At 59.2% G+C, this 23,511-nt stretch carries 23 protein-coding genes; 12 read left to right on the plus strand and 11 right to left on the minus strand.

Annotated elements, in window-relative coordinates; translation table 11 throughout:
• Positions 1-248 precede the first annotated feature (248 nt).
• From podJ to ACQZ5F_RS11100, 4 genes are all read left to right on the plus strand, one after another.
• A complete protein-coding gene (gene podJ, locus ACQZ5F_RS11085; protein WP_225339494.1) occupies positions 249-3,998 on the plus strand; it encodes a cell division protein PodJ in 3,750 nt (1,249 codons plus the stop codon).
• A 265-nt stretch (positions 3,999-4,263) separates the two neighbouring features.
• On the plus strand, positions 4,264-5,190 hold the full coding sequence (locus ACQZ5F_RS11090; protein ID WP_046800536.1) for a sulfite exporter TauE/SafE family protein: 927 nt from the start codon (positions 4,264-4,266) through the stop codon (positions 5,188-5,190).
• The gene (locus ACQZ5F_RS11095; protein WP_046800535.1) at positions 5,187-6,014 is read left to right on the plus strand and encodes a TIGR02186 family protein; all 828 of its coding nucleotides are present in this window, start codon (positions 5,187-5,189) and stop codon (positions 6,012-6,014) included. The genes ACQZ5F_RS11090 and ACQZ5F_RS11095 overlap by 4 nt, the downstream gene beginning before the upstream one ends.
• A 160-nt stretch (positions 6,015-6,174) precedes the next feature.
• Positions 6,175-6,612, plus strand: coding sequence for a universal stress protein (locus tag ACQZ5F_RS11100; protein ID WP_052816932.1), 438 nt, complete (start codon positions 6,175-6,177; stop codon positions 6,610-6,612).
• 78 nt (positions 6,613-6,690) lie between these two features.
• On the opposite strand, the gene pdeM is transcribed toward ACQZ5F_RS11100, so the two are convergent.
• Together pdeM and ACQZ5F_RS11110 are read right to left on the minus strand one after the other, a co-directional pair.
• Positions 6,691-7,419 carry a ligase-associated DNA damage response endonuclease PdeM gene (pdeM, locus tag ACQZ5F_RS11105; RefSeq protein ID WP_046800533.1) on the minus strand — a complete coding sequence of 243 codons (729 nt, stop codon included), beginning with the start codon at positions 7,417-7,419 and terminating at the stop codon, positions 6,691-6,693.
• Between the two features lie 32 nt (positions 7,420-7,451).
• Entirely contained in the window at positions 7,452-10,043 is a 2,592-nt protein-coding gene (locus tag ACQZ5F_RS11110; RefSeq protein WP_225339495.1) for a ligase-associated DNA damage response DEXH box helicase, read from the minus strand.
• A gap of 49 nt (positions 10,044-10,092) precedes the next feature.
• On the opposite strand from ACQZ5F_RS11110, the gene ACQZ5F_RS11115 reads away from it, so the two are divergent.
• On the plus strand, positions 10,093-10,596 hold the full coding sequence (locus ACQZ5F_RS11115; protein WP_052816930.1) for an RrF2 family transcriptional regulator: 504 nt from the start codon (positions 10,093-10,095) through the stop codon (positions 10,594-10,596).
• Between the two features lie 114 nt (positions 10,597-10,710).
• A complete protein-coding gene (locus ACQZ5F_RS11120) occupies positions 10,711-11,172 on the plus strand; it encodes a carboxymuconolactone decarboxylase family protein (RefSeq protein ID WP_046800531.1) in 462 nt (153 codons plus the stop codon).
• A 26-nt stretch (positions 11,173-11,198) separates the two neighbouring features.
• On the opposite strand, the gene ACQZ5F_RS11125 is transcribed toward ACQZ5F_RS11120, so the two are convergent.
• The 3 genes from ACQZ5F_RS11125 to ACQZ5F_RS11135 all read right to left on the minus strand — a co-directional run bounded on the left by ACQZ5F_RS11125 (position 11,199) and on the right by ACQZ5F_RS11135 (position 13,610).
• Positions 11,199-11,840 (minus strand): YitT family protein, encoded by a 642-nt coding sequence (locus tag ACQZ5F_RS11125; RefSeq protein ID WP_225339496.1) that lies wholly within the window; start codon positions 11,838-11,840, stop codon positions 11,199-11,201.
• An 81-nt stretch (positions 11,841-11,921) separates the two neighbouring features.
• Complete coding sequence (locus ACQZ5F_RS11130; RefSeq protein ID WP_137085871.1) at positions 11,922-12,533, minus strand: YitT family protein; 612 nt, start codon at positions 12,531-12,533, stop codon at positions 11,922-11,924.
• Between the two features lie 135 nt (positions 12,534-12,668).
• Positions 12,669-13,610, minus strand: coding sequence for a class I SAM-dependent DNA methyltransferase (locus tag ACQZ5F_RS11135; protein WP_225339497.1), 942 nt, complete (start codon positions 13,608-13,610; stop codon positions 12,669-12,671).
• A gap of 168 nt (positions 13,611-13,778) precedes the next feature.
• On the opposite strand from ACQZ5F_RS11135, the gene ACQZ5F_RS11140 reads away from it, so the two are divergent.
• Positions 13,779-14,045, plus strand: a complete 267-nt coding sequence (locus tag ACQZ5F_RS11140) for a DUF6460 domain-containing protein (RefSeq protein WP_046800527.1) — start codon at positions 13,779-13,781, stop codon at positions 14,043-14,045.
• Between the two features lies 1 nt (position 14,046).
• Positions 14,047-14,547 (plus strand): CAP domain-containing protein, encoded by a 501-nt coding sequence (locus ACQZ5F_RS11145; protein WP_046800526.1) that lies wholly within the window; start codon positions 14,047-14,049, stop codon positions 14,545-14,547.
• A gap of 211 nt (positions 14,548-14,758) precedes the next feature.
• Here ACQZ5F_RS11145 and ACQZ5F_RS11150 read toward each other — a convergent pair whose 3' ends face one another.
• Entirely contained in the window at positions 14,759-15,097 is a 339-nt protein-coding gene (locus ACQZ5F_RS11150) for a hypothetical protein (protein WP_225339498.1), read from the minus strand.
• A gap of 163 nt (positions 15,098-15,260) precedes the next feature.
• Between ACQZ5F_RS11150 and ACQZ5F_RS11155 the strand changes: the two genes are divergently transcribed.
• Positions 15,261-15,590 carry a helix-turn-helix domain-containing protein gene (locus tag ACQZ5F_RS11155; RefSeq protein WP_225339499.1) on the plus strand — a complete coding sequence of 110 codons (330 nt, stop codon included), beginning with the start codon at positions 15,261-15,263 and terminating at the stop codon, positions 15,588-15,590.
• A 196-nt stretch (positions 15,591-15,786) separates the two neighbouring features.
• On the opposite strand, the gene ACQZ5F_RS11160 is transcribed toward ACQZ5F_RS11155, so the two are convergent.
• A complete protein-coding gene (locus ACQZ5F_RS11160; protein ID WP_052816925.1) occupies positions 15,787-16,878 on the minus strand; it encodes a quinone-dependent dihydroorotate dehydrogenase in 1,092 nt (363 codons plus the stop codon).
• Positions 16,878-17,231, minus strand: coding sequence for a DUF952 domain-containing protein (locus ACQZ5F_RS11165; RefSeq protein WP_448730465.1), 354 nt, complete (start codon positions 17,229-17,231; stop codon positions 16,878-16,880). Before ACQZ5F_RS11165 ends, ACQZ5F_RS11160 begins: the two co-directional genes overlap by 1 nt.
• A gap of 241 nt (positions 17,232-17,472) precedes the next feature.
• On the opposite strand from ACQZ5F_RS11165, the gene ACQZ5F_RS11170 reads away from it, so the two are divergent.
• Together ACQZ5F_RS11170 and ACQZ5F_RS11175 are read left to right on the plus strand one after the other, a co-directional pair.
• Positions 17,473-18,123 carry a response regulator gene (locus ACQZ5F_RS11170; RefSeq protein WP_225339500.1) on the plus strand — a complete coding sequence of 217 codons (651 nt, stop codon included), beginning with the start codon at positions 17,473-17,475 and terminating at the stop codon, positions 18,121-18,123.
• Between the two features lie 113 nt (positions 18,124-18,236).
• Complete coding sequence (locus ACQZ5F_RS11175; RefSeq protein WP_046800522.1) at positions 18,237-18,887, plus strand: S24 family peptidase; 651 nt, start codon at positions 18,237-18,239, stop codon at positions 18,885-18,887.
• Positions 18,888-18,934: 47 nt separating this feature from the next.
• On the opposite strand, the gene ACQZ5F_RS11180 is transcribed toward ACQZ5F_RS11175, so the two are convergent.
• Positions 18,935-19,687: a polysaccharide deacetylase family protein gene (locus tag ACQZ5F_RS11180; protein WP_046800521.1), complete on the minus strand. Its 753-nt coding sequence runs from the start codon at positions 19,685-19,687 to the stop codon at positions 18,935-18,937.
• Between the two features lie 26 nt (positions 19,688-19,713).
• On the minus strand, positions 19,714-21,009 hold the full coding sequence (gene uppY / locus ACQZ5F_RS11185; RefSeq protein WP_225339501.1) for a Wzy-type polysaccharide biosynthesis protein UppY: 1,296 nt from the start codon (positions 21,007-21,009) through the stop codon (positions 19,714-19,716).
• Positions 21,010-21,298: 289 nt separating this feature from the next.
• Between uppY and uppX the strand changes: the two genes are divergently transcribed.
• Positions 21,299-22,591, plus strand: a complete 1,293-nt coding sequence (gene uppX, locus ACQZ5F_RS11190) for a Wzx-type polysaccharide biosynthesis protein UppX (protein WP_225245453.1) — start codon at positions 21,299-21,301, stop codon at positions 22,589-22,591.
• A 100-nt stretch (positions 22,592-22,691) separates the two neighbouring features.
• On the opposite strand, the gene ACQZ5F_RS11195 is transcribed toward uppX, so the two are convergent.
• The gene (locus ACQZ5F_RS11195; protein WP_225339502.1) at positions 22,692-23,453 is read right to left on the minus strand and encodes a transporter substrate-binding domain-containing protein; all 762 of its coding nucleotides are present in this window, start codon (positions 23,451-23,453) and stop codon (positions 22,692-22,694) included.
• Between the last annotated feature and the right edge of the window lie 58 nt (positions 23,454-23,511).

Genomic DNA, 23,511 nt, shown 5'->3' on the forward strand with positions numbered 1-23,511 from the left:
TGCTCAACCCGGCGCGGCCTACCCCCGCGCCACAAAAGTTAAAAAATTCCAACCATAGTTAACCACTTCTTTACCACGTTTCGTGAATTCTCCGACAAGAGGTAACTGCTTCGTTCATCGGCGCATTTTCCTCCAAGGGGGCGAATACCGGCTCTGGAATTGCTGCATGTTGCAGCGACAGCTTGCACAGGCAGGCAACGTCGCGACAACAACCGGGCATAGCGGGCGGAAGCGAAGCGAGCGAGAAGATGAACGGATTGCGATCGAATAACCAACAGCCAAGCGACAGGTCGTCTCTTGATGCTCTCAATCGCACCATTGAAGGCCTTGAAGCCCGTATTGAAGGGCTGATGAGCCAGAAGTTTCCGCGCGAGCCGCGCCCGAGCCCCGCGCCCGAGCCGAAAGGCGAGGCTTATGCCGCGCCCCGCGAACCACGCGCCACGGTTACCCCGCCGCAACTTGACCCCGTCAACGAAATCCGCCAGCGCCAGCGCCTTCTCGAGGCGAGCTTCCAGCGCCCGCAGGAACCCGTTGCGCGTCCGGAACGGACAATTACCCGCCCACTTGCACCGGAATATCGGCCGAACGTTCAGAACGCGGCGGCCAACCCCGGTCCGCGCGCACGTTCCATTCCGCCCTATCAGGAACCGCAGCGTAATGACGCCGCCCTGCAGGAGATCGCGCAGGCGCTCGTCAACCTTCGCCACGAGCTGAAGCACGATATTTCCGAGGGCGTGGCCCGCGAAGCGCAGGGGCTGCGCGCAGAAATCCGCAATATCCGCGCGGTGGCGGAAGATCAGCAGTTCATCGGCGATCTGCGCGACGACATCGCCCGGCTTGCGGGCAGCATCGACCAGCTTGGCAACCTCGCATCTCCTGACGCCTACGGGCTGCGCAACGAGTTCGAGGACCTGCGCCTCACCATCGACCAGCTTGCGCGCGAAGACAGCGTGCACCGGATCGAAAGCCGCTGGAACAATGTGGAAGACACGTTGCGCGGTTTTGATACGAACTCATTGCAGGATGAGATCGTGTCGCTCGCCTATCGTCTCGATGACATCAAGACCCAGCTTGGCGGCATGAGCAACAATCCGGCCGTGCGTGTCCTCGAGGAAAAGCTGATTGCGATTGCCAGCGCCGTGGAGCAGCTCGGTAAGCATATGAAGCCCAATGAGGCCGCCTTTACCGAACAGTTTTCCGGTCTCGACCAGCGGCTGGACGAAATCAGCCGTGCCATTGCCGCGACCAATACCCGCTCCAACACGCAGGCGACGGATAATGCGCTGGCGCAGCGGCTGGAAACCCGTTTGAACGGCCTTGCCGAACAGCTCGGCGACATCAACCGCCTTGCCGCCGCCAAACCCGAGCCGGCGATGGACCTGACTGCCCGCCTTGAAGCGCTGTCCGGCAAGATCGACGAACTCAGCACCGCCCGCGACGCCGCCCAGCTGCATGAGCGGCTGGACCAGCTTTCGCTGCTGCTGGAGCGGTCGCAGCGCCCCTCGCAGCAGGCGGAACTGACATCCTTCCTCAGCGACATTTCCCGCAAGATCGATGCGCTGGATCATGGCGCCGTCAATGACGGTCTGGCAGAACGGCTCGATACGCTGTCGCGCCGCATTGAAGACCTGGATTATCGCTACAGCCAGCCGCAGCCGGCATCGGGCCTCAGTGAAAGCGCCTTTTCGCGCCTGGAAGAGCGGCTCGGCAATATCGCGGCGCGTCTCGACGAGACCGCCCATGCCGCCCCCGCCGATAGCGGCGCGCTCACGAGCCTCGAAAACCAGATCGCCCATCTTTCGACGCTGATCAGCCAGCCGATGCAGATGCAGGCGGCAGGCATGTCCCCGGAACTCGATGCCCGCATGGCGGCGATCGAGGACTATATGGCGTCTAACGATGAATATATCATCGAAGCTGCACGGCAGGCTGCCGAAGCGGTTCTGGACGCCTATACGCGCAACAATCTCTCAGCGGGCGCCAACCTCGCCGACATGACGATGCTGACCGATCTCGCAACCGATCTGCGCAGCCTCGAAGCCTTGAGCCGCAATACCGAAGAGCGCACGCATCGCACTTTTGAGGCGCTGCATGAGACGCTGGTGCAGATTGCCGGCCGTCTCGACAGCCTGGACAACGGTCCCGCCTACCGCGAAGAGGCCGCGCCCCGCAGGGTCGCGCAGCCTATGGTCACGCCCGCCCGCGAAGAAGTGGCGATGCCAGCCGCCATCTTCCCGGAAGAAGGTTATATCGCTGAAGAACAGGCCATTCTCGACGCCGACGAAAACGAAGCGGATGCGATGGCCGTTGTGCCGCCTGCTGCCGCAAAGCCCGCCAAGGCGGAAAAGAAGAGCCTGCTTGCCGGCCTGACGAAACGGTTCAAGACCAGCACGGCAAAGACCGTCAAAACCGCTGAAGAGCCGGTCTCGGCCTCCTCTGCCCGCACGCAGGTGGAGCCGGCCCCGTCGCTCGACCCGATCGACGTTCTGCCCGCAGGCCAGGAAAACGAACTTCTGGAGCCGGGCTCGGGCGCACCTGACATCAAGAAGATACTGGAACGCGTGCGCGCCAGCCAGGTGGCTGCCAGCGGCAAGGCCGTAGATGCTGAAGGACGGACGGATTTCATTGCCGCCGCCCGCCGCGCAGCACAGGCTGCGGCCATGGAAACATCGCCGGAGAAACTCGAAACCGGCAAGAAGAGCCGTAAGGCCGACGCTTCGGCGCTGTCGCGCTATCGTCGCCCGCTGCTGCTTGGTATCGGCGCCATTCTTCTCGCCATGATGGCCATGCCGCTCGTCAAGACGCTGATCGGCGGCGCGGAAGCCCCGGCACCTGTTATCGAGCAGAAGATCGACAATGCACCGGTCTCGGCACTTCCTGAAACCGGCGACAAGGCCGTGACCATCCCCTCCGATCTCGCCATCGATCCCGAGCAGGCGGCATCGGCCGACAGCATCGAGAATAATGCGCCGGCGCAGAACAGCATCGATACCCGTACCATTGGCGGCGCACCGCTCGCAGACGAGCCGCCGGTTGCCGATGCGCCGGTGGTGGATCCGACAACGCCAGACACAGTCGCAAAGAGCGAACCGCAGGCTCCGACGCAAACTGTCACCACCGTTGTTCCACCGCAGGACGCAATCGTGGTTCCCGCCGGCATCGAGCCCGCATCACTGGCCGATGCGGCCGCCAAGGGCGAAACGCAGGCGCTGTTTGAGATCGCCGCACGTTATACCGAAGGTCGTGGCGTTACCGCCGACCGTGCGGAAGCGGCGAAATGGTACAAGCTGGCGGCGGATCGTGGCCTGGCGCCTGCGCAATACCGTCTTGCCAATCTTTACGAGAAGGCGAACGGTGTGGAGCGCAACCTTTCCGAGGCCAAGCGCTACTACACGCTGGCCGCTGAACAGGGCAATGCCGGCGCCATGCACAATCTCGCGGTCCTGCTCGCGTCCGACGCGGCCGGCCAGCCGGATTTCACCGCTGCGGCGCAATGGTTCATCAAGGCTTCGGAACTCGGCGTGCGCGACAGCCAGTTCAACCTCGCCATTCTCTATGCCCGCGGCAGCGGCGTGAAGCAGGATATCGAGGAGTCCTACAAGTGGTTCGCGATTGCCGCCAAGGATGGCGACGCGGACGCCGCCCAGAAACGTGACGAAGTTGCGGGAGCCATGAACCCGCAGCAGCTTCAGAGCGCCAAGGCCAAGGTGGACGCATGGAAGGTCAAGCCGCTTTCGGAAGACACCAACAGCGTCAACCCGCCTGAAGAATGGGCTGGCAAGGAAGGTGTGAAGACCGCCTCCGTGGACATGGAGAAGGCGATCCGCAACATTCAGGCGATCTTGAACAAGAACGGTTTCGATGCCGGTCAGCCGGATGGCAAGCTCGGCAAGAACACTGTCACCGCCATCAAGGATTTCCAGAAATCCGTCGGCCAGGCACCTGACGGGCGCATCACCAACGAACTGGTGACTGCGCTGCTTGCCCGCAACAAGTAAGCCTTCCGGAACCCGTGAAGCGGCCCCCTTGGCCGCTTTCGCACCACTCGGCGCAGGAATGTGACTGGCCATCGACACACAGCCGCTATCTTTCCAAATTATCAACGTATTTACCGTTGAATGTTGACAGGTCAGGCCCTCGCGGGCATGACGGATGAAGGCTGGGCCATGCCCGGTCTTTTCAGACAGAAAGTGTAAATCGCGGCGCGGCCCCCTCACCCGGACAAGCCCTGCCGCCCGGAACCATTTGCCCGAGGTCCGAGCCGTGACTGTCTATCTGCCGATCGCAGAACTGTCGGTGAACATTTTCATCATTCTCGGCATGGGCGCGGCCGTCGGTTTTCTTTCCGGAATGTTCGGCGTGGGCGGTGGCTTTCTGATCACCCCGCTGTTGATTTTCTACAATATCCCGCCAGTGGTGGCCGTGGCGACGGGTGCTAACCAGGTGGTTGCCTCTTCGGTCTCCGGCTCGATCACCCATTTCCGGCGCGGCACGCTGGATATCAAGCTCGGCAGTGTGCTGCTTGTTGGCGGCCTGGTCGGGGCGACGGTCGGTGTGTGGATATTCTCCTTCCTGCGCAGCATCGGCCAGCTCGATCTCATCGTTTCGCTGCTCTATGTCATCCTGCTCGGCACCGTTGGCGGGCTGATGCTGAAGGAGAGCATTTCAGCGCTGCGCCGCGCCGCCCGCAACGAAACGGTAACGCTGCGCCGGCCGGGCCATCACAACTGGGTGCATCGCCTGCCGCTGAAGATGCGGTTCAAGAAATCGAAGATCTATCTCAGCATCATTCCGATCGTCACCCTTGGTTTCGGCATCGGTATCCTCACCTCGATCATGGGTGTCGGCGGCGGTTTCATCATGGTGCCGGCGATGATCTATCTTCTGCGCATCCCGACCAATGTCGTCGTCGGTACATCGCTGTTCCAGATCATTTTCGTGACCGCCTATACGACCATCGTTCAGGCGGCGACCAACTATTCCGTCGATGTGGTGCTGGCCTTCATCCTGATGGTGGCGGGCGTCATCGGCGCGCAATATGGCGTGCGCGTCGGGCAGAAACTGCGCGGCGAACAGTTGCGCGCGCTTCTTGCCCTTCTTGTCCTCGCGGTCGCCCTTCGCCTTGCGGTCTCGCTGGTGGTGCGTCCGGAAGACCTGTTTTCGGTTGCCGTGGGAGGGCTGGGCTATTGACCTCTCGCCTGCTCATCGCCGCCCTTCTGATCTTACCCTGCCTTGCCTTTGGGAGTATGGCCTCCGCACAGACGCCGCCGCTTGCCCTGCCTCCCGGTACGCAGCAGCGGTCATTGCTGGAAAATATCGAAATCGGCGCATCGACGACGGAAATTCCCATCGCCTCCGATTTTCGCGGTGCGGATTTCACCCTCTTCGGCGCGCTGAACAATACCGACCAGCTGCTGCTGGCGATCGGCCAGTATGACATTGTCGTCACGCTCGAAGGGCCGACCGACTATATGACTGTGCGCAAGAAGCAGCGTGTTGCGGGCATCTGGATCAATACCAGTGCGATCACCTTCACGCCGTTGCCGGAATCCTATTCCATGGCCAGCACGCGTGACATAACGGATATCGCCTCGCCCGGCACCTTGCGGGCCATGGGGCTGGGCGTCGATCATCTGTCGCTCAAAAGCGCGGTGTTTTCCGGCGTACCCGATAATGTCTTCGATTTTCAGGAGGCCTATCGGCGCCTGAAGCTTTCCAGCGGCATCTATCGCAATGACACGACCGGGGTGAGACTTGAGCGCACCGGTCTGTTCTGGGCGACGCTTCGCCTGCCCGCCAACGTGCCGAACGGCGTGCACACGGCCCGTGCCTATCTGTTCAAGAGCGGCAAGTTCATCGCCCAGCGCGAGCTGAAACTGCGTGTCGTCAAGACGGGCATGGAACAGGCCATCACCGATGCCGCGCATCAGACGCCGCTTGCCTACGGCGCGCTCTGCGTTCTGCTGGCCGTCGTGACCGGCTGGGGTGCCAGCATCATCTTCCGCAAGGACTGACCGCTTTTTCATCGCGAAAAAGAGAGCGTTTGCCGCCCGCAGCGGCAAAGATAGCATTCGCTTCCTTTAACGGTTTGCGGTAAAATTCAAGACGTTACAACCTCGCACCCAGACAGTGGCGGCCAGCGCGGTTGTGACCGGGATGAAAAGGAGAAATGTCATGTTCAAGCACATTCTCATTCCCACCGATGGCTCGCCGCTGGCGCAGATCGCAATCGACCAAGGGTTCGCTCTCGCCAGGGAGGCAGGCGCAAAGGTGACCGTCGTGACGGTATCGGAACCCTTTCACGTGATTGCGAGCGACGTCGAAGACATTGCCGCCATTGCCGAAGAAGAATTCCACCGTTGCGAGGAGGCGGAGCATCTTCTCAGGGACACCCAGGCGCATGCGGCGTCGATGGGGCTGGATTGCGAGGCGCTGCTGGCGCGGGCGGGACGACCGGACGAGGCGATCATCGAAATTGCCGACAGGACCGGCTGCGACCTCATCGCCATGGCCTCACACCGGCGCAGGAGCTTCCTCGAGATGCTGCTCGGCAGCGTCACGGCCAAGGTGCTGAAGAATTCGAAGATACCGGTGCTGGTTTATCGGCAATAGAGCATTTCCGTCAAAAGCGCGTAGCGGTTTTACGTCCGGACAATGCGTAAAAACAGAGAGATAACGGCGCTGATACGCTCAGCCGAGCAGATTTGAGAACCGTACCGAATAGATGCGGTCCCGTCCCATCAGATGCGCGACGAGCGCCGCATGATCGAACAGGCCACGCATGGCCTTGTGGCGCAAATCCAGCCCGCCACTCATCACCCCGAAAGCCGGCATCAACAGACGCGCGCCATCCGTGGCGAAGCAGGGCCGCCGGACCGTCTTTTCGCGACGGCGAACCGTGGCGGAGGGATGCAGATGCCCGGCGATTTCGCCGGCGGCATCACCCAGCTTCGGCTCGTGGCGGAAGGTGAGATTGCCGTAAAACATCTCGTCCACCGAAGAGCCCGGCAGATCGACCGTGCCATCAGGATCGTGGTTGCCATTGATCCATATCCATTCGCGGCCATGCGCCATCTCGCGGATGAGTTCGCGCAACATGGGCGACAGATGCTCTGACCCGACGCGGTCGTGGAAATTGTCGCCGAGGCTGACGACGATCTTCGGATCATAGCGGCTGACGAGGGAGGACAGGATTTTTAGAGTGGCGATGGTGTCATAGGGCGGCAGCATGCGCCCGCGCCGGGCGAAGGCGGCACCCTTTTCCAGATGCAGGTCGGAGACCACGAGCAGCGACAGGTCCGGCAGGTAAAGCCCGCCCAAAGGATCGCACCAGGCGGCGACACCATTCACGGCGGTTTCGCTGCCAAGGCATTCGAAGCCGTTCGAAAATCGGTCGCTCAGTGTCAGCCGGCTCAACACTTACCTTCGTTCCCTTGTTCCAGTCCGCCGTTTCAGGACATGGCCTCGGCGATCAATTCGTCGGCGGCCTCGGCCAGCACATCGTCCATCGCCTCGCCCGCCACCGTCTCGCGACCGATTTCCAGCATGACCGGAACGGCAAGCGGCGAGACATGCTCCAGCGCGCGGTGGGTGGTGTGACCCTTGATTCGCTTCAGCATATCGCCAAGACGGCCAATATCCAAAAGCCCCGCCGCCGCATCGCGCCGTGTCGCTTCCAGCAGGATATGGTCCGGCTCATGGCTGCGAAGAACGTCATAAATAAGATCGGCGGAGACCGTAACCTGCCGGCCGGTCTTTTCCTTGCCGGGATGGCGGCGCTCGATAAGGCCGGAAATGACGGCGCAATTGCGGAAAGTGCGCTTCAGCATGAAGGATTCATCCAGCCACGCCTCCAGATCATCGCCCAGCATATCCTCATCAAGAAGGTCTGCCAGCGACAGGCGGCGTGATTTCAGCCGTCTGCCGATATCTTCCATGGCCCAGATGGCGAGCGAATAATCGGTGGCGACGAAACCCATGGGTTTTGCGCCGGCCCGTTCCAGCCGCCGCGTCAAAAGCATGCCGAGCGTCTGGTGCGCCAGCCGTCCCTCGAAGGGATACATGACCATGAAGAAGCGCTTGCGAAAGGGGAACGTCTCGACCAGCAACTCGTCGCGCTTCGGAATGATCGATTTTTCCTTCTGGATCGCCAGCCAGTCGCGCACCTGATCCGGAAGCGCGTGCCAGCGGGCAGGATCGGCAAGCATGGAGCGCACCTGATCCGCGAGGTAGGTGGAAAGCGGAAACTTGCCGCCGGCATAGGAGGGAATTTTCGGATCCATGGAGAAGGCCTGCGACACCAGACATTCGCTCTCCCTGATACCCTCGAAGCGCAGCACCTTGCCGGCAAACAGGAATGTATCGCCCTGCACCAGCTGTTCGAGGAAATATTCCTCGACCTTACCGAGTGACATGCCGCCGCGGCCGACCGTGCCCCTGGCATTGCGCTTGACCATGCGGACATTCAGTTCCGCCGCCTCGACGATGGTGCCGAGGTTCAGGCGATATTGCTGCGCAACCGCAGGATTGGAGACGCGCCAGCGGCCATCCTTCATCTGGCGGATACGGGCGTAGCGCTCATAGGTGCGCAGCGCATAACCGCCTGTCGCGGTAAAATCCACCACCCGGTCGAAGGTGGCGCGCGGCAAATCCGCATAGGGCGAAGCGCTCGTTACTTCACGATAGAGCTCGTCGGCATCGAAAGGTTCGGCGCAAGCCATGCCGAGCACATGCTGGGCGAGAACATCGAGCGCGCCTTCGGCGATCGGCGGCGTATCCTGTGCGCCGATGTAGTTTGCATCAAGTGCTGCCCGGCACTCCATCACCTCGAAACGGTTGGCGGGAACGAGTATCGCTTTTGACGGCTCGTCCATTCGGTGATTGGCACGGCCGATGCGCTGGGCAAGGCGGCTCGCCCCCTTCGGCGCGCCGACATGCACGACGAGATCAACATCGCCCCAGTCTATGCCGAGATCGAGCGTGGAGGTGGCGACGACGGCGCGCAATTTGTTCTCCGCCATGGCCGCTTCCACCCTGCGGCGCTGGCCGGCATCCAGCGAGCCGTGATGCAGCGCGATGGGCAGATTGTCGTCATTGATGGTCCAGAGCTCCTGGAAAATCCTCTCCGCCTGGGAGCGGGTGTTGACGAAGATCAGCGTTGTCTGGTGCTCTTTCAGCGCCGGATACAAATCCTTCATGGCATAGCTTGCCGAATGGCCCGACCATGGGATGCGTTCTTCCGTCTGCAGAATGGCGATATCCGGTTTTGCCCCGCCTTCGACCGTGATGAGACCGGCAGGCGGTTCGCCTTGGCCCTGCGGTGCGAGGTAACGGCGCAGATCCATCGGCTCCGCCACGGTGGCGGAAAGGCCGATAAAGCGCACGTGCGGAGCGTGCCTGCGCACCCGGGCGAGTGCCAGCGACAGCAAATGGCCGCGCTTGGAAGTGACGAGTGAATGCAGCTCGTCCAGCACCACATATTTCAGGTCGCGGAAAAACCGTTCAGCCTCTTTGTTGGCAAGCAGCAGCGACACCTGCTCGGGCGTGGTCAGCAGAATATCGGGCGGCTTGACCTTCTGGCGCTGACGTTTGGCCTGCGGTGTGTCACCCGTGCGCGTTTCGATGGAAATCGGCAGGCCCATTTCGAAGACTGGCTTGGTGAGGTTGCGCTCGATATCCACCGCCAGCGCCTTCAGCGGCGAGATATAAAGCGTGTGCACGCCGACGAAACCGGAGCCCGCCGGCACCTTGCCGCGTTCCGCCAGATCGGTGAGCGAGGCCATGAAGCCGCCCAGCGTCTTGCCGGCACCTGTCGGCGCAATCAGCAACATGTTTTCACCGCCCCGCGCCCGCGCCATCAACTCCAATTGATGTGCGCGCGGAGACCACCCTTTTTCAGCAAACCATTTCTGGAATGGAAGGGGCAAGGTGCCGACATGCGTGCCGGAAGTGGGAGACTCGGTGTGTTTCACGCCTTCAAGGTAGTGAAAAAGCTGCAAAAAAGAAGGGCGGAACACTGCCGCTTGACAGGAAACCATAATCATGGATAAATAATATCCACGATACTGAAGCAACAGGACATGGGAAAGACCGATGAAACTCGGCGACGGCGTAGAACAGGCCATTCACAGCGTAGGCATGCTGGCGGGACTTTCCGAAGGCGGCGTGCTGTCCGCAGCGGCGCTGGCGGAATTCCACGGCGTTTCCACGAGCTATCTCCTGAAGCACCTGCAATCACTGTCCAGCGCGGGAATTGTCGCCACCGTACCGGGTCCGAAAGGCGGTTACCGTCTGGCCCGGGCAACCGACAAGATCACGCTGCTCGATATCGTGCTGGCTGTCGAAGGACCGCAGCCAGCCTTTCGCTGTGCGGAAATCCGCCAGCGGGGGCCGAACCCCTTGCCGGGACGATATTTCACCAAGCCTTGCGGCATCAATGCCGCGATGCTGAAAGCGGAGAAGGTCTACCGCGCGGAACTTGCCAAAACCAGCATCGCCGACATTCTGGGTGACCTTGCCGCCAATGACGATGGCGGGATTGCCGCGCGCGGCTGCGCCTTTCTGGAGTTGAACGAGCGCAAGACGATGACGCGCTGAGACCCGAAAAGACAGAACCACCGACAGACCTGCCAAGCCAATACCGGTGAGCCTGACAGCTTTCCGGGCCGATACTGCATGCCCTTAAATAGACCCCAATCACTGGAGAGACCGATGAAAACCCGTATCAACTATGCCAAAGCATCCCCCGAAGCCTTCAAGGCCGTGATGGCGCTGGAAAACTACGTCCAGAGCAGCGGCCTTGAGCGCCGCTTCGTTCACCTCATCAAGCTGCGCGCCTCGATCATCAACGGCTGCGCCTTCTGTGTGGACATGCATGTCAAGGAAAGCCGCCATGACGGTCTTGCCGAACAATGGATCAATCTGATGAGCGTCTGGCGGGAATCGACCGTTTATACCGAACAGGAGCGGGCGCTGCTCGGCTGGGTGGATGCGGTGACCAGGATTGCCGAAACCGGTGCGCCGGATGATGCCTTCGAAACGCTGAAGGCGCATTTCTCCGATGAGGATATCGTGAAGATCACGGTTGCCATCGGCGCCATCAATACATGGAACCGCATCGCCGTGGGTTTTCGCTCGCAGCACCCGGTGGATGCGGCAGCCAAGGCGGCCTGAATTACTCAATCGAAATCGGGCGACCGCTACATGGCGATGTAGCGGTCGTTTCTGTGATTGACGGCAAGCGTGAGGTTCATGACCAGCGCGCCTAAGATGGAGCAGAGGATGACAAAAGGCGTCGCGACAAAGAAGGAGCAGGCCAGCACCATGCCATCAAAGGCGAGCTGCACGAGGCCGGCACGCCAGCCTAAACGATCCTGCAGATAAAGCGCCAATATGCCGAAACCGCCGAGGCTGGTGCGGTGGCGAAACAGAGCCAGCATGCCGGCGGCAACCGTCAGTCCGCCGAAAAGTGCAGCTGCAATCGGATTGATGCTCTCAAACGCGAAAAAGCCCGGCATATATTCGGAAAGCAGTGCCGTCATGGCGATGGCGCAGAATGTCTTGATGGTGAAGGCGAGGCCGAGACGGCGGAAGGCGAGATAATAAAACGGCAAATTGGCGAGAAAAAACAGAGCGCCGAAGCTGAAGCCACTGGCATAATGCGCCAGAAATGCGAGACCCACCACACCGCCGGTGAGAAGGCCCGCGGCGGAAAACAACGTGACGCCGAGCGAAATCAGCATGCTGCCCGCCAGAATGGCCTGCGCATCTTCCAGCAGCGAATGGCGATCGGGCGCCGACGTCCAAAGATTCAATCGCCTGCGCGCACTGGTATCGTCCATGCATTTTCCCCTGACTTGCCAGACCTGGCCCCACCTTGCCCAGCTATTGCGCCCAAGCCCGACGAATTTCAAGCGCTCAGCTTAACGCACGACGATGTATCTGTCCGAGCGGTGATTGATGGCGAGGAATATGTTGAGAACGAAAGCGCCGACAATCGAATAGACCACGGTGGCGGGATCGATGACGAGAAAAGCGCAGAGCATGACAAAGGCATCGAAAGCCAGCTGGATAAGACCGGCGCGGATGCCGAAGCGGTCCTGAATATAGATGGCCAGAATGCCGATACCGCCGAGGCTGGCGCGATGGCGATAAAGCGCCAGCAGCCCATAGCCCAGAAGCAGACCGCCAAGCAGCGCCGCCCAAAGCGGATTGATGCTGTCGATGACCATCCAGCGCGCCTCCACTTCCGTCAGCACCGAAACAAGGCCGATGGCGATGAAGGTCTTGAACGAAAAGGCGAGACCGAGGCGGCGGAAGGACAGATAATAAAAGGGCAGGTTGACGAGGAAGAACAGGAGGCCGAAGCTGACGCCGAAGGCATAATGAATGAGGAAGGCGACGCCGGCGGTGCCGCCGGTCAAAAGGCCGACCTTGTTCAGGAGATAAAAACCGAGCGCCGAGACGATGGCACCGGTAACAATGCCTTGCACGTCTTCCACCGGCGCATGTTTGGCCGGATCTGAACTCCACATGCCGTAAACGCTTCTCGTTCTGCTCACGCTTTTTCCCTCAGGTTTCCGGCATATTTTGCACTGCAAAAAATACCGGATCAAGATGGATATGTAAGCAACGCTGACCTATCGTGAAAAAGGCAAGAAACGGAATGTTCAGCCTCTGGCGCGTGCAAGAAAGAGAATGCCGGAAAGGGGTTTTCCGGCATCCTTGCGAATGGTGGTTTTGCGGATTTCGATGAGGGAAAAGCCCGTCCGCTCAAGAAGGTCGGTCACGTAGCTTTTGGAATGGGCGTAACGAAGGGATTCCCGCAGGACGAACCCTTGCTCATCTCCCGCATCCTCCACCGAAAAGGCAAAAAAGCCTGATGGCTTGAGCAGGGCGGAAACGAGCGGCATGACGGTTTCAAGACTGCCCAGATACATCATCACGTCGGCAGCGGCGACGAGATCGGCGCGATGTTGCGCAAGTGCCGGGGTGAACAGTCCCGAGGTCTCTTCGTCCAACGAAAGATCGGCCTGGTCGAGATGATCGTAAAGACCCTTTTCCTCGGCCTTGGCCAGCATGTTCTGCGAAATATCGAACCCCTCTAGCCGTTTTGCGAGGGAGCGGATTTCGACGCCAAGGAGACCGGTGCCGCAGCCGATATCGACAACGGTGTCGAAGATGCCGCCTTTCGCTTGCCTGCCGATCAGTTCCGCCAGTTTTTGCGGCACGCTGTAATCCAGCTTCTCAACAAGCGAGGTTTCGAAGCGGTCGGCATAATCGTCAAACAGCCCTTCCACATAACGGCTCGGCGGCTGCTCGGGTGTTTCCGCGGCGCCGAGAACCGCAAGTTTCAGTTCGGCTGCAAACAGCCCTTCCCTATCCAGCTCGGCGACTTTCTCATAAGCCGCCACCGCTTTTGCGGTCTCGCCCGCCTTTTCGAGATATTCTCCGAAGCGAAACCATCCCGCCGTCCACCGTGGCGCAAGTTCAAGCGCCTGTTCCATAAGTTCGGCGGCGGCGGGATAATCACCGCCTTCCGCCAACATGCGGGCATAGTCCGCCCGGCGGTCGGCAATGACGTCACCGGAAGAAAACTGGTTTGGGGCCATCAATGATTCCTGAGAAGATGCCGGCTGTCATTTATCAAGCCATAAAAAAACTCAAGTCCTATTTCATGGCACCCGCGTGGAATTGACTGATATGGCGCGATATAATGCGTGAAAACTTGCATCGAAGCGGTCCGTTTCATATGTCAGGACAAAACAGGAGACTTGCTGATGGCCGGTGAGGTCAACAAAATGCTGGGTGATACGGTGGCCCGCACCGTGGTGAAGCTGCTGGTGGTTTCGCTGCTCGTCGGTTTTCTGATGGCGATCTTCGGATTGACGCCGTGGAACATCATCTATAGCGCGCGCGATTTCGTCGTCGACCTGTGGCGCAGCGGTTTCCATGCGCTGGGCGCAATCGGCGACTATCTGATCCTCGGGGCCACGATCGTCATTCCCGTTTTCATCATCCTGCGCCTTCTGAGCTATCGCCGCTGACATGACCAATACATCATCACTTCAGACGCTTTCCCGGCGCGGCTTCGTGCTGATTTCCGCCAGCTCCGTTCTTTCCGCCTGCGTTTCCATGCCCACCAACAAGGGAATGCCATCAGGCACCCGCGATGAGACGGCGGCCGCGTTGCCGATGGTCAACGATCTGCGCCGCTCGAAGGGGCTTTCGCCGCTTACAATTAATGGTGCGGCAAGCGGCGCTGCCGCTTATCAAGCCGGCCGCATGGTCAAGGCGCAGAAGATGGCGCATCTGATCGGCCTCACCGACAGCTTCCTCATCCGCATGAAGGACGGCAAGGTTCCGCTTCCGGCGGCGGAAAACGTGGCCGCCGGGCAGGACAGCGTCGAGCGTGTGGTCAAGGCCTGGATCGGCTCGCAACATCACCTCGAAAACATGCTCGGGCCCTATAATGGTCTCGGCGTTGCGGTGGCCTATGACGCGGCCAGCCGCAACCGGCCCTATTGGGCGATGGTGCTCTGCGCCTGAGATACAGGTGGAGTTTTGGGCTACCCTCGCGACCCTCATTCCTGTGCTCGTCACAGGAATCCAGCCGACGCGCGTCTGCGCGGCGGATAGAGTCCTTTCAGCCCAAGGACTTGGGCTGGCTGGATCCCTGTGACAAGCACAGGGATGAGGAGAGCGCAGTGCAATAAGCACTTCTCTTAACCAGCTTACCACCTCAACCTTCGGGTTTTCTTCAGCCAGCGGACAACCCGTCACCAGCCCTTAGTCTCCGATTGATCGCCTTGCGGACACGCCGCCATTTCCCCTGTTCGAAGCTCCGGCTGCGGTGCCAGGCCGCATATTCTTCCATCAGCGCCCATTCTTCTGGGTCATTGGGGTGATCCCGCATCACCTGCTCGGCAATCCCTTCGATTTCTGCACGGGGAGTGAAACGCGGCAGGAGCACGGCCTCCCACAGGATCCAACAGACGGCAAAGAAGATTGGCGATGCCGCCGCAGCAATTGCCAGCCATTTCCAAATGAGCAGAAGGAAATCGACCATAATTCGCGACCAATAAATCGGATAGACCATCGAACACTCCGTAGTCTTAGATAAGATAAACCGTAGGAGTAACAAAGTATTATTTAGAATAAATCCTAAAAATCGTAATTATATTACGAATTATTTTCACATCGTAATATTAATTCCTTCTTTTACTAGGACGCGCCTCCGAATGTAAGGTCGGAGGTATGGCGTGCCACTTGCAGTTATATTCGGAACAAATCTGCGTAATCTCCGTAAGGCGAAACACCTGACGCAGGCGGAGCTTGCCGAGAAGGTATCGCTGTCGGCCGAGATGATCAGCAGGATCGAGCGTGGCAACGCCTCGCCATCCTTCATGACGATAGAGAAGCTATCGGAAATATTGGATGTGCCGGAGGTCGTCTTTTTCGGCGTCGGGCTGATCGTGACGACGGATAGCGACAGGACGCGCATCCTTTCGAAGATTCAGACCAGACTCTCCCGTCTCAACGAGGACCAACTAGTTCGCGCAGAAAGGATGTTGAGCGCGCTTACCGACTGAAAGCGGCTTCTCATTTTTGCCAGACACGCCTGCGTCATCCGATGAACAGCAAACGCCGACATAAACCACGACGTCATTCTCGAACCTGCCCCGAGAATCTGCAACCAATTGATTTTATTCGATGTGATTAGATCCTCAGCGCGGAGCCGAGGATGACGGATGACAGGTTTGAGCGCCTTTTCGGTAAATCGTCCACTCAGCCGAGCTTGCGGTCAGCCCAGCGGTCTACCGTGCTGTCGCGCAGGTCACGAATAGACTGCACACCCTCACGGGCGACCAGCTGCGACAGGCCCTTGACGATGGTCGACGGCAGGCCGGGGCCCTCATAGACCATGCAGGAATAGAGCTGCACCAGATCGGCCCCTGCCCTTACCTTTTCCAGCGCGGTTTCCGCAGACGAGACGCCGCCGACACCGATTATCGGCAGGTTGCCGCCGACGCGGCGGCGCATCTTGGCGAGAACCGTGGTCGAGAGCTCGAACAACGGCTTGCCGGACAAGCCGCCGGTCTCGCCTTTGTGCGGGCCGGGCCGCAGGCCTTCGCGTGAGAGCGTGGTGTTGGAGACGATCAAGCCATCGAGATCATGGGCGAGCGCTTCTTCTGCAACGTCATCCATTCCCTCCTCGGTCAGATCGGGTGCGATCTTGAGAAAGACAGGAATGCGTTTGCCAAAGCGCTCAGTCTGCGCCTTGCGGCGCTCCAGCACCGCAACGAGAAGTGCGGCAAGGCTTTCGCGCGCCTGCAGGTCGCGCAGGCCGGGCGTATTGGGCGAAGAAATATTGACGGTGAAATAGGATGCGACCGAATAAAACGCCTCTATGCCCTGCACATAATCGGCGATGCGGTCTTCGCTATCCTTGTTCGCGCCGATATTGACGCCAACGATGCCGCGCAAGCTCGCTTGCTTCAGGCGCTCCAGCGCCGCGGCATGGCCTTCATTGTTGAAACCGAGGCGGTTGATGACGCCTTCATCCTCGACCAGACGGAAGATACGGGGTTTCGGATTGCCGGATTGCGCTTTCGGCGTGACAGTGCCGATTTCCGTGAAGCCGAAACCGAGCCGCAGAAGCGGTCCCGGCACTTCGGCGTTCTTGTCATAACCTGCCGCCATGCCGAGCGGATTGGGAAAAACGAGACCGGCAACCGTCTGTTGCAGGCGCGGATCATGCGGCACCATGCAGGTGGGCAGAAAGCCGCTTTTCAGCGCGGCGATCGACAGTCCATGCGCCTTTTCCGGATCGACCAGAAACAGGCCCTTGCGGCCGATCGAGGAAAATAATCCGCTCATCATAAAATCTCCGGAAACTGGTGCTGGCCATCATGATCGAGTGAGAGCGGCGTTGCCCAAAGCACGGCACTCAGGGGAAGCGGGGCATAGAGGTGGGGGAAAAGATCACCGCCTCTGGAGGGTTCATAGACCAGCTTGTCGCCCAGCGCTGCGCCGTCGACTGCAATCAGAAGCAGATCGACCTGGCCGGAAAAATGCCGCGCGGCGGTCTCGGCCACCTGTTTTGCCGTCGAAAAATGAATAAAGCCGTCCGTCAGGTCGATAGCCGCACCTTCGAACACGCCTTTTGCCCTGGCTGCACTCCACAACGTCTCCGGCACGATTTTATAGATGATCGCGGGCGTTTCATGCATAGGGCTCTCCAAGGCTTTCCACTCAGCGGGATTTGCCGCAAAGCTCGAAGATTGTCCACAGTTTCCACGGCATTTTTATTGCGGAGAGCTTCAAAGGCCACCTCTCCACAAGCTTTTTCTTGTAATGCGCAAGCGATTGGCGCAACCTTGAGCGGAGGAGCCGGGTGCGTTTCGACCGCCGGCAAGGGAGTGCACCAGTACCCGCGAAAGAACCGCATAACGCCCTTGGGAGGGGGCCAGAATGTCGGAACTTGTCATTATTATTGCAGATGATCACCCGCTTTTTCGCGGCGCCCTCAAACAGGCCGTATCCGGTCTTGACGGGCAGCAGACCATTGTGGAAGCGGGAGATTTCGAAGCCGCCCGAAGTGCTGCAACGGCACGCAACGACGCCGATCTGATGCTTCTCGATCTTGCCATGCCGGGAGTTAGCGGATTTTCCGGCCTGATGGCGCTCAGGGCAGAATTTTCCAGCCTGCCGATCGTCATCGTTTCGGCAACGGACGATGCCACCACCATCCGCCGATCCATCGAGCTTGGCGCTTCCGGTTTCATTTCCAAATCCTCCGGTATCGATGATATCCGCGATGGTATCCGCGCGGTGCTGGAAGGCGATGTCTGGATACCGGCGGGTCATCAAGGCGAAAAGGAACAGGATTCGGACGTCGCCGATCTCATCGGTCGACTCAGAACGCTGACGCCGCAGCAGAGCCGGGTTCTCGGCATGCTTGCCGAAGGGTTGCTAAACAAGCAGATCGCCTATGAGCTGAATGTTTCGGAAGCCACGATCAAGGCACATGTCTCAGCGATCCTCTTAAAGCTCAAGGTAGACAGCCGCACGCAGGCCGTCATCCAGCTCGCCAAGATAAATATGTCGGCCATGGTGGCATGAGATAAGGATTTTATTCCTTTCCTTTCTTTACTCCAGGCTGGATATAGTCTAGATTCCTATGGGTAAACGACAGGAGCTTTTCCGCCACCGGCTCCATCTGCGGGCTTTCTATCATGCTTTCACACGAGACGATCTGGAGCGCCATCGATACGCTAGCCAAGCGTCATGAGCTGACACCATCGGCACTGGCAAAACGTGCCGGTCTCGATCCCACCTCGTTCAACAAGTCGAAGCGTTTCGGCCCGGACGGACGCAAACGCTGGCCCTCGACGGAATCCGTATCAAAAGTGCTGGAGGCAACGGGGGCGAGTGTCGATCAGTTTTTCGGCTACGCTTTCGGCAAGGCACAGACCATGCAGCCTTCCGGTGCCGACAACGCCATTCCGCTTCTCGGTTTTGCGCAGGCCGGTTCCGGCGGTTTTTTCGATGATGGCGGTTTTCCGGCGGGTCAGGGTTGGGATGTGGTGGAATTCCCTTCTTCTCCCGAACGAAAACAGGGCGTCTACGCACTGGAAGTGCAGGGCGAAAGCATGATGCCGCTTTACCGCGACGGCGATATCCTCATCGTGGAACCGGGCGCGCAGGTACGGCGCGGTGACCGTGTGGTGCTGAAAAGTCGCGACGGTGAAGTGATGGCCAAGGTGCTGGCACGGCAAAGCCCCAAGAACATCGAGCTTCTGTCGCTGAACCCCGAACATCCCAACCGCAGCTTCGACATGGCCGATGTGGAATGGATCGCTCGCATCATCTGGGCCAGCCAGTAAGCGCGCGGGTAAAGAGCCGCTGACGCTATACCCAACGCAATATATGTTCAGAGACCAAGCGCATTTGCGGCGGCATCCACCGTCATGACTTTCGCCCCTCCGGACGTCGCCCGGCGAACGAGGCTCTGAAGCCTCTCTTCCGGGCAACCGTAAAAGCTTGGCGTGGTCGAAACATCATGGGTGAAAATGATGAGCCAGCCGCCATTTTGCAAAACATCCTCCAGCCAGCGGTCAGCGGCATCGAGATAATTTTGATCCGACCGTAATTCGACGGCGGCAAGATTATGCGGATCGACGCTGCCGCGGTTGATGCCGGGCATAATGCCGCGGGTGGTTCTGAACCGGCGCCGCAACAGGGGCTGCATGATTGGCGACGCCATGCCGAAAGGAACGGAGAAATTCTGCCTGTGCCGTTTCTCGTCGAACGATCCGAGCACGCGATCATTGCGGTCGAAATCTTCTTCAAGCCCGCGCCGTGAAAAGCTCGACAGTTTGCGGTGGGAATAGGTGTGGCAGGCAAGCTCGTGGCCGGCCGCTGCAAGCTCTGAACAGCCTTTTGCGGAAATCATCTCCTGCTGTTCATCGTGCCGGTCGATAAAAACGCCCGCAATGTAAAACGTCCCGAGAACGCCTTCATCCTCCAGAATGCGGGCACCCTTCGTCCAGGCACTCGCCGGAACATCATCGAATGTGAAGGAGACGATCGGCTGAGATGTTTCGATCCGCACCGCCGGTCCCGGAAAATACCGCACCAGCCGGTTATTGACCCGGTCTGCAAGCGTTCCGATTTTTTGCGTCATACACAGCCCCCCGGCCTGTCAACAAATTACTGCCCCTGTTCAAGTATGTCGTAAGCCTGATGCCTCAAACAATAAATTGCGATCAGAAGAGACGACCAGATAGGCCCGGTTCCGGTAAAGAAATTACTCTCAAGACACGAAGAAAGTAAGGCATACACCCAGATTCGTCCAAAAAGCCGCGTCAAAGCCGGGTCCGTGCCGCGGTCCACCGCCGTGCGAAAATCATTTGCGGGAATGATGACGAGCCATATGACTGTGAGGATGAAAGCCGGCAGGCCGCCATTCAGCAGACTTTCGATATAACCGTTATGGGCATGAAAGGCCGTGATTGCCCAGGTGCCGGCAATATCGGCCTGCGATAGAAGCCGGTCGCTCGTCCAGAACGCCTGAAAACCCTGCCCGAAGATCGGGGACTGCGCAAAGGTGTCGAAGGACAGGCGCCATATGTCCGTTCGCCCGGTGAAGGTGGAATCGATGCCCAGGCTTTCGACCAGATTCTGTATGCTTGGAAAATAAGTGGAGCCGACCGCAAGGATGTTGAGGAACGTGAGGAGGCCGCCGATCATCAGCAATGTCCGGCCGGCATGTCTTTCCATGATCCAGATCAGCGCGATGGTGACGGGCAGCAGCATCGCGGCGGTTTTCCCGTTGGTTTTCCAGAGGAAGAACCCCGCCAGCAGCGTGATCGCAATACCACCGACCGTTGACCAGGCGTTACGCAGATAAAGCCCGACCATGAAAAGAATGATCATGGCGGGCGCGGCGGCGTTCTTGTGGTTGAAGATGCCGCGCCAGTCACCCGCCAGCGCTTTTTCATCGAGATCAAAGTGCTGATGGATTGCGCGCGATCGCAGGAAGATCACCCCGAAATAACAAAGCGCCAAAAGAATGATGGCGAAGATGGCCATCATCCGGTCGAACTGCCGCCGGTCCCTTGGCATGACGACGAGGACACTGGTGATGAAGCACAGCAGCGCCGTAAAGATCAGCCGCTGCAGCGAGGTGCCTGGCTGCGTGCCGAGCACCGAGCAAATCACCAGCCAGGAAAACAGCAGCAGGATAGGCAGACGCGGCCGCAGCAAAAGCCCCGTCAGCCGGTGACGCAGGGCAAATACCAGCAGGATCAACGCAATCACCAGCCCGGTCAGCTGGTTTGCGGCGGCGCGCGGGACCGGCGGCACCGCAAGGCTCTCGAAAGGCGCCACAGAAATCCAGATATAGAGCATCGTGACGACGAAAAAAATCGCGTCGCGGCGGCCGCCCGAAAGGGACATGGCGCTGCTTTCCGCAGAAATGGACTGCGTATCAGCAAAACGCGGCATGGTCGCCTGCATCGGGAGCGGAAAATCGGATCATTGGCCTGCCTTGTGACGAACAACAAAACCCTTATGAAACCGGGCCATGTCCAAATAACCATAAACGGTCATTATCATCATTATTGTGCAATTGCTTTAACCCTCTCTTACCTCAAGAAGGCTAAGACAGGAGAAACTGCCATTCATTCAGGTTATTGGCATTCAGGTTACTGGCCGATTACCGGCTTTTTCAGTTCGCGAAATATTGCAAGGCCGGGCGATCATTCTTGAACTTGCCCGGCAATGTCGAAAAAACATGGAGAATGAGGTGTCGTTGAATACGCCGCGGTTCGGCCATCTAGTCAGACTGGGATTGACCTACATGGCATCCGGCGGGGCACTGCTGATGTCCAGCGCCGCCCAGCTTTTGACGTTTGCCCTGCTCGCCCGCCATCTCGGTGTCGAACAATTCGCGCTTTACGCCTCGATTACCGCCGTGACCAATCTCGGTGTGCAGATCTGCGGCATCGGCTCGCAGGAATCGCTCATCCGCCGCGTGGCGCAGGATCGCAGCATGTTTCCCGTCATGCTCGGCCACAGTTACCTTTTGAGTGCCGCGACAGGCGTGGTGCTGACCATCATCGGCATGGTAACGATTCCGGTGTTTTTCCCGACCTCGGAAACATTGCTGCACACGCTCATCACCACCTTCCTGATCCTCATCACGAACCTCGTTCTCTTGAAGGTTATTTCGCTTTCCACACAAAGCTTCATCGCCCATTCCGACTTCGCCTCGGCCAACAAGCTGGAAGTGATGTTTGCCGTTGCCCGCACGATTGCCGCCGTGGTCGCCTGTCTCGTCTTCAAGGTGGAAACGGTAGAGGCCTGGGCCTTGTGGAACCTCGCCGCCCACACCATTGCCGCCGTAATTTCCGTGAAGGCGATCAGCAGGCTCGGCAGGCCGGTGTTCCGGATCGTGCGCGATGAAATCCGCATCGGCATTCTGTTTTCCACGCAGTTCCTGTTCAAGGCCGTGCGCGGCAATGCCGATATTCTGGTTCTCGGCGCCATTGCCAGCGCCGAGGTTCTGGGCAGCTATTCCATTGCCCGGCGGATTCTCGACAGTTCCTATCTCTCCGTTGAGGCGCTTAACCGCCTGATCTATCCGGGTTCGGCTTCCGCCGCCCTGCAGGGCATCAGCAAGACGATAGAACGCGCCTATAATGTGCTGAAGGCCGCCCTTGTCATCGCAGCCGGCAGCGCATTGGCGATCTTCATCATCGCACCATTCCTGCCCCTCCTGTTCGGTGACGAATATGTTTCCCTGCCCGTCATCACCCGTGTTCTTTGCTGGGCGGTGATACCCATGGCTGTTGCGGCAACGGCGCTTGAAGCGCTCGGCGCATCCGGACGGCAGGATATTCGCGCCAAGATATGGAACAGCGGGAACCTCATCGGTTCCGTCGTCGTCGCGCTTGCGACCTGGTCTTTCAGCATTTCAGGAACGATCGGCAGCTATTTCATGGTGGAGACCGCCATTGCCGCTGCGGTATGGATCGCGCTTTTGCGATTGCGCCGCAGTGACGAGGCTTTTGCCCCGGCGAAATAGAATGAGAACGCCCCAGGCGATCTGAATCGGATCGACACCCAACTATCGCCTTCGGCGCCTTTTCCGAGCGTCAAATCGCTACGCCGTTTTTCCGAATGTTCTAGTAGAGCCCATAGGGAAAATAACGGCGGTAGATTTCTTCCAGCCGGCCGTTGCGGGAAAGTGCGGCAAGCGCCTGATCAAAGGCCGGCACAAGCACGTTATCCGGATCGACGGCCATGATGGAAAGGCCTTCGCCGAGGAACCTGTCGGACATATAAGGCCCGCCGAAGAGAGAACAGCAGCCTTCGGAGGCGCTCCCCGAAATCCAGAAAGGCAGGCGCAGGCCGTCAGCGAAGATGGCGTCCACTTTGCCTGTCTTCAGGGCTGCATACATGGGTTCGTGGCCCTCGAAACCCTCTGGGGTGGCTTTCGGGAAAAATGCCTTGAGCATCTGTTCATGCCGTGAACCCGCGACAACCCCCACCTTTTTTCCCGACAATGCATCGGCGCCGGAGCCGGAGAACTTCGCAGCCTTGTTGACCGCAAGACGGGCGGGCAACAGCAGATAAGGGCGCGAGAAGGTAAAACTCTTGCGCAGGTCAGCGGTGGTGGCAATGCCGGAAATCACCGCTTCGCCTTCGCCCATTTCCAGGGCCGCCTCCAGCTCGTCAAACGGCAATGCCTGCACCTGGCACTTGCTTTCCACCTTCAGCTGGGCGCAGATTTCACGCACCAGATCCACATGGAAACCCGCGAGCCGGCCCTCCTGGTCGGTAAAATTGAACGGTGGAAAATCAACCGACATCAGAAACCTGATCCGCGGCACGGAAGAAAGATCGCCGCCCGGAAACCGCTCCTGCGCATCAAACAGCACCGGCATGCGGTTTCCGTCTGAAAGACCTTCGGCATGGGTTTCGCCAATAACACCAAAAAATTGT

Source organism: Agrobacterium sp. 22-210-1, assembly GCF_053522525.1.

Excerpts from the sequence above, each read along its gene's own strand:
- ACQZ5F_RS11180 (WP_046800521.1), bottom strand. The coding sequence starts at position 19,687 with ATGACGCAAAAAATCGGAACGCTTGCAGACCGGGTCAATAACCGGCTG.
- podJ (WP_225339494.1), top strand. The coding sequence starts at position 249 with ATGAACGGATTGCGATCGAATAACCAACAGCCAAGCGACAGGTCGTCT.
- ACQZ5F_RS11160 (WP_052816925.1), bottom strand. The coding sequence starts at position 16,878 with ATGAGCGGATTATTTTCCTCGATCGGCCGCAAGGGCCTGTTTCTGGTC.
- ACQZ5F_RS11130 (WP_137085871.1), bottom strand. The coding sequence starts at position 12,533 with ATGTGGAGTTCAGATCCGGCCAAACATGCGCCGGTGGAAGACGTGCAA.
- ACQZ5F_RS11100 (WP_052816932.1), top strand. The coding sequence starts at position 6,175 with ATGTTCAAGCACATTCTCATTCCCACCGATGGCTCGCCGCTGGCGCAG.
- ACQZ5F_RS11120 (WP_046800531.1), top strand. The coding sequence starts at position 10,711 with ATGAAAACCCGTATCAACTATGCCAAAGCATCCCCCGAAGCCTTCAAG.
- ACQZ5F_RS11115 (WP_052816930.1), top strand. The coding sequence starts at position 10,093 with ATGAAACTCGGCGACGGCGTAGAACAGGCCATTCACAGCGTAGGCATG.
- ACQZ5F_RS11175 (WP_046800522.1), top strand. The coding sequence starts at position 18,237 with ATGCTTTCACACGAGACGATCTGGAGCGCCATCGATACGCTAGCCAAG.
- ACQZ5F_RS11125 (WP_225339496.1), bottom strand. The coding sequence starts at position 11,840 with ATGGACGATACCAGTGCGCGCAGGCGATTGAATCTTTGGACGTCGGCG.
- ACQZ5F_RS11150 (WP_225339498.1), bottom strand. The coding sequence starts at position 15,097 with ATGGTCTATCCGATTTATTGGTCGCGAATTATGGTCGATTTCCTTCTG.
- ACQZ5F_RS11145 (WP_046800526.1), top strand. The coding sequence starts at position 14,047 with ATGACCAATACATCATCACTTCAGACGCTTTCCCGGCGCGGCTTCGTG.
- uppX (WP_225245453.1), top strand. The coding sequence starts at position 21,299 with ATGGAGAATGAGGTGTCGTTGAATACGCCGCGGTTCGGCCATCTAGTC.
- ACQZ5F_RS11170 (WP_225339500.1), top strand. The coding sequence starts at position 17,473 with ATGTCGGAACTTGTCATTATTATTGCAGATGATCACCCGCTTTTTCGC.
- ACQZ5F_RS11135 (WP_225339497.1), bottom strand. The coding sequence starts at position 13,610 with ATGGCCCCAAACCAGTTTTCTTCCGGTGACGTCATTGCCGACCGCCGG.
- ACQZ5F_RS11140 (WP_046800527.1), top strand. The coding sequence starts at position 13,779 with ATGGCCGGTGAGGTCAACAAAATGCTGGGTGATACGGTGGCCCGCACC.
- ACQZ5F_RS11110 (WP_225339495.1), bottom strand. The coding sequence starts at position 10,043 with ATGATTATGGTTTCCTGTCAAGCGGCAGTGTTCCGCCCTTCTTTTTTG.
- ACQZ5F_RS11195 (WP_225339502.1), bottom strand. The coding sequence starts at position 23,453 with ATGCCGGTGCTGTTTGATGCGCAGGAGCGGTTTCCGGGCGGCGATCTT.
- ACQZ5F_RS11165 (WP_448730465.1), bottom strand. The coding sequence starts at position 17,231 with ATGCATGAAACGCCCGCGATCATCTATAAAATCGTGCCGGAGACGTTG.
- uppY (WP_225339501.1), bottom strand. The coding sequence starts at position 21,009 with ATGCCGCGTTTTGCTGATACGCAGTCCATTTCTGCGGAAAGCAGCGCC.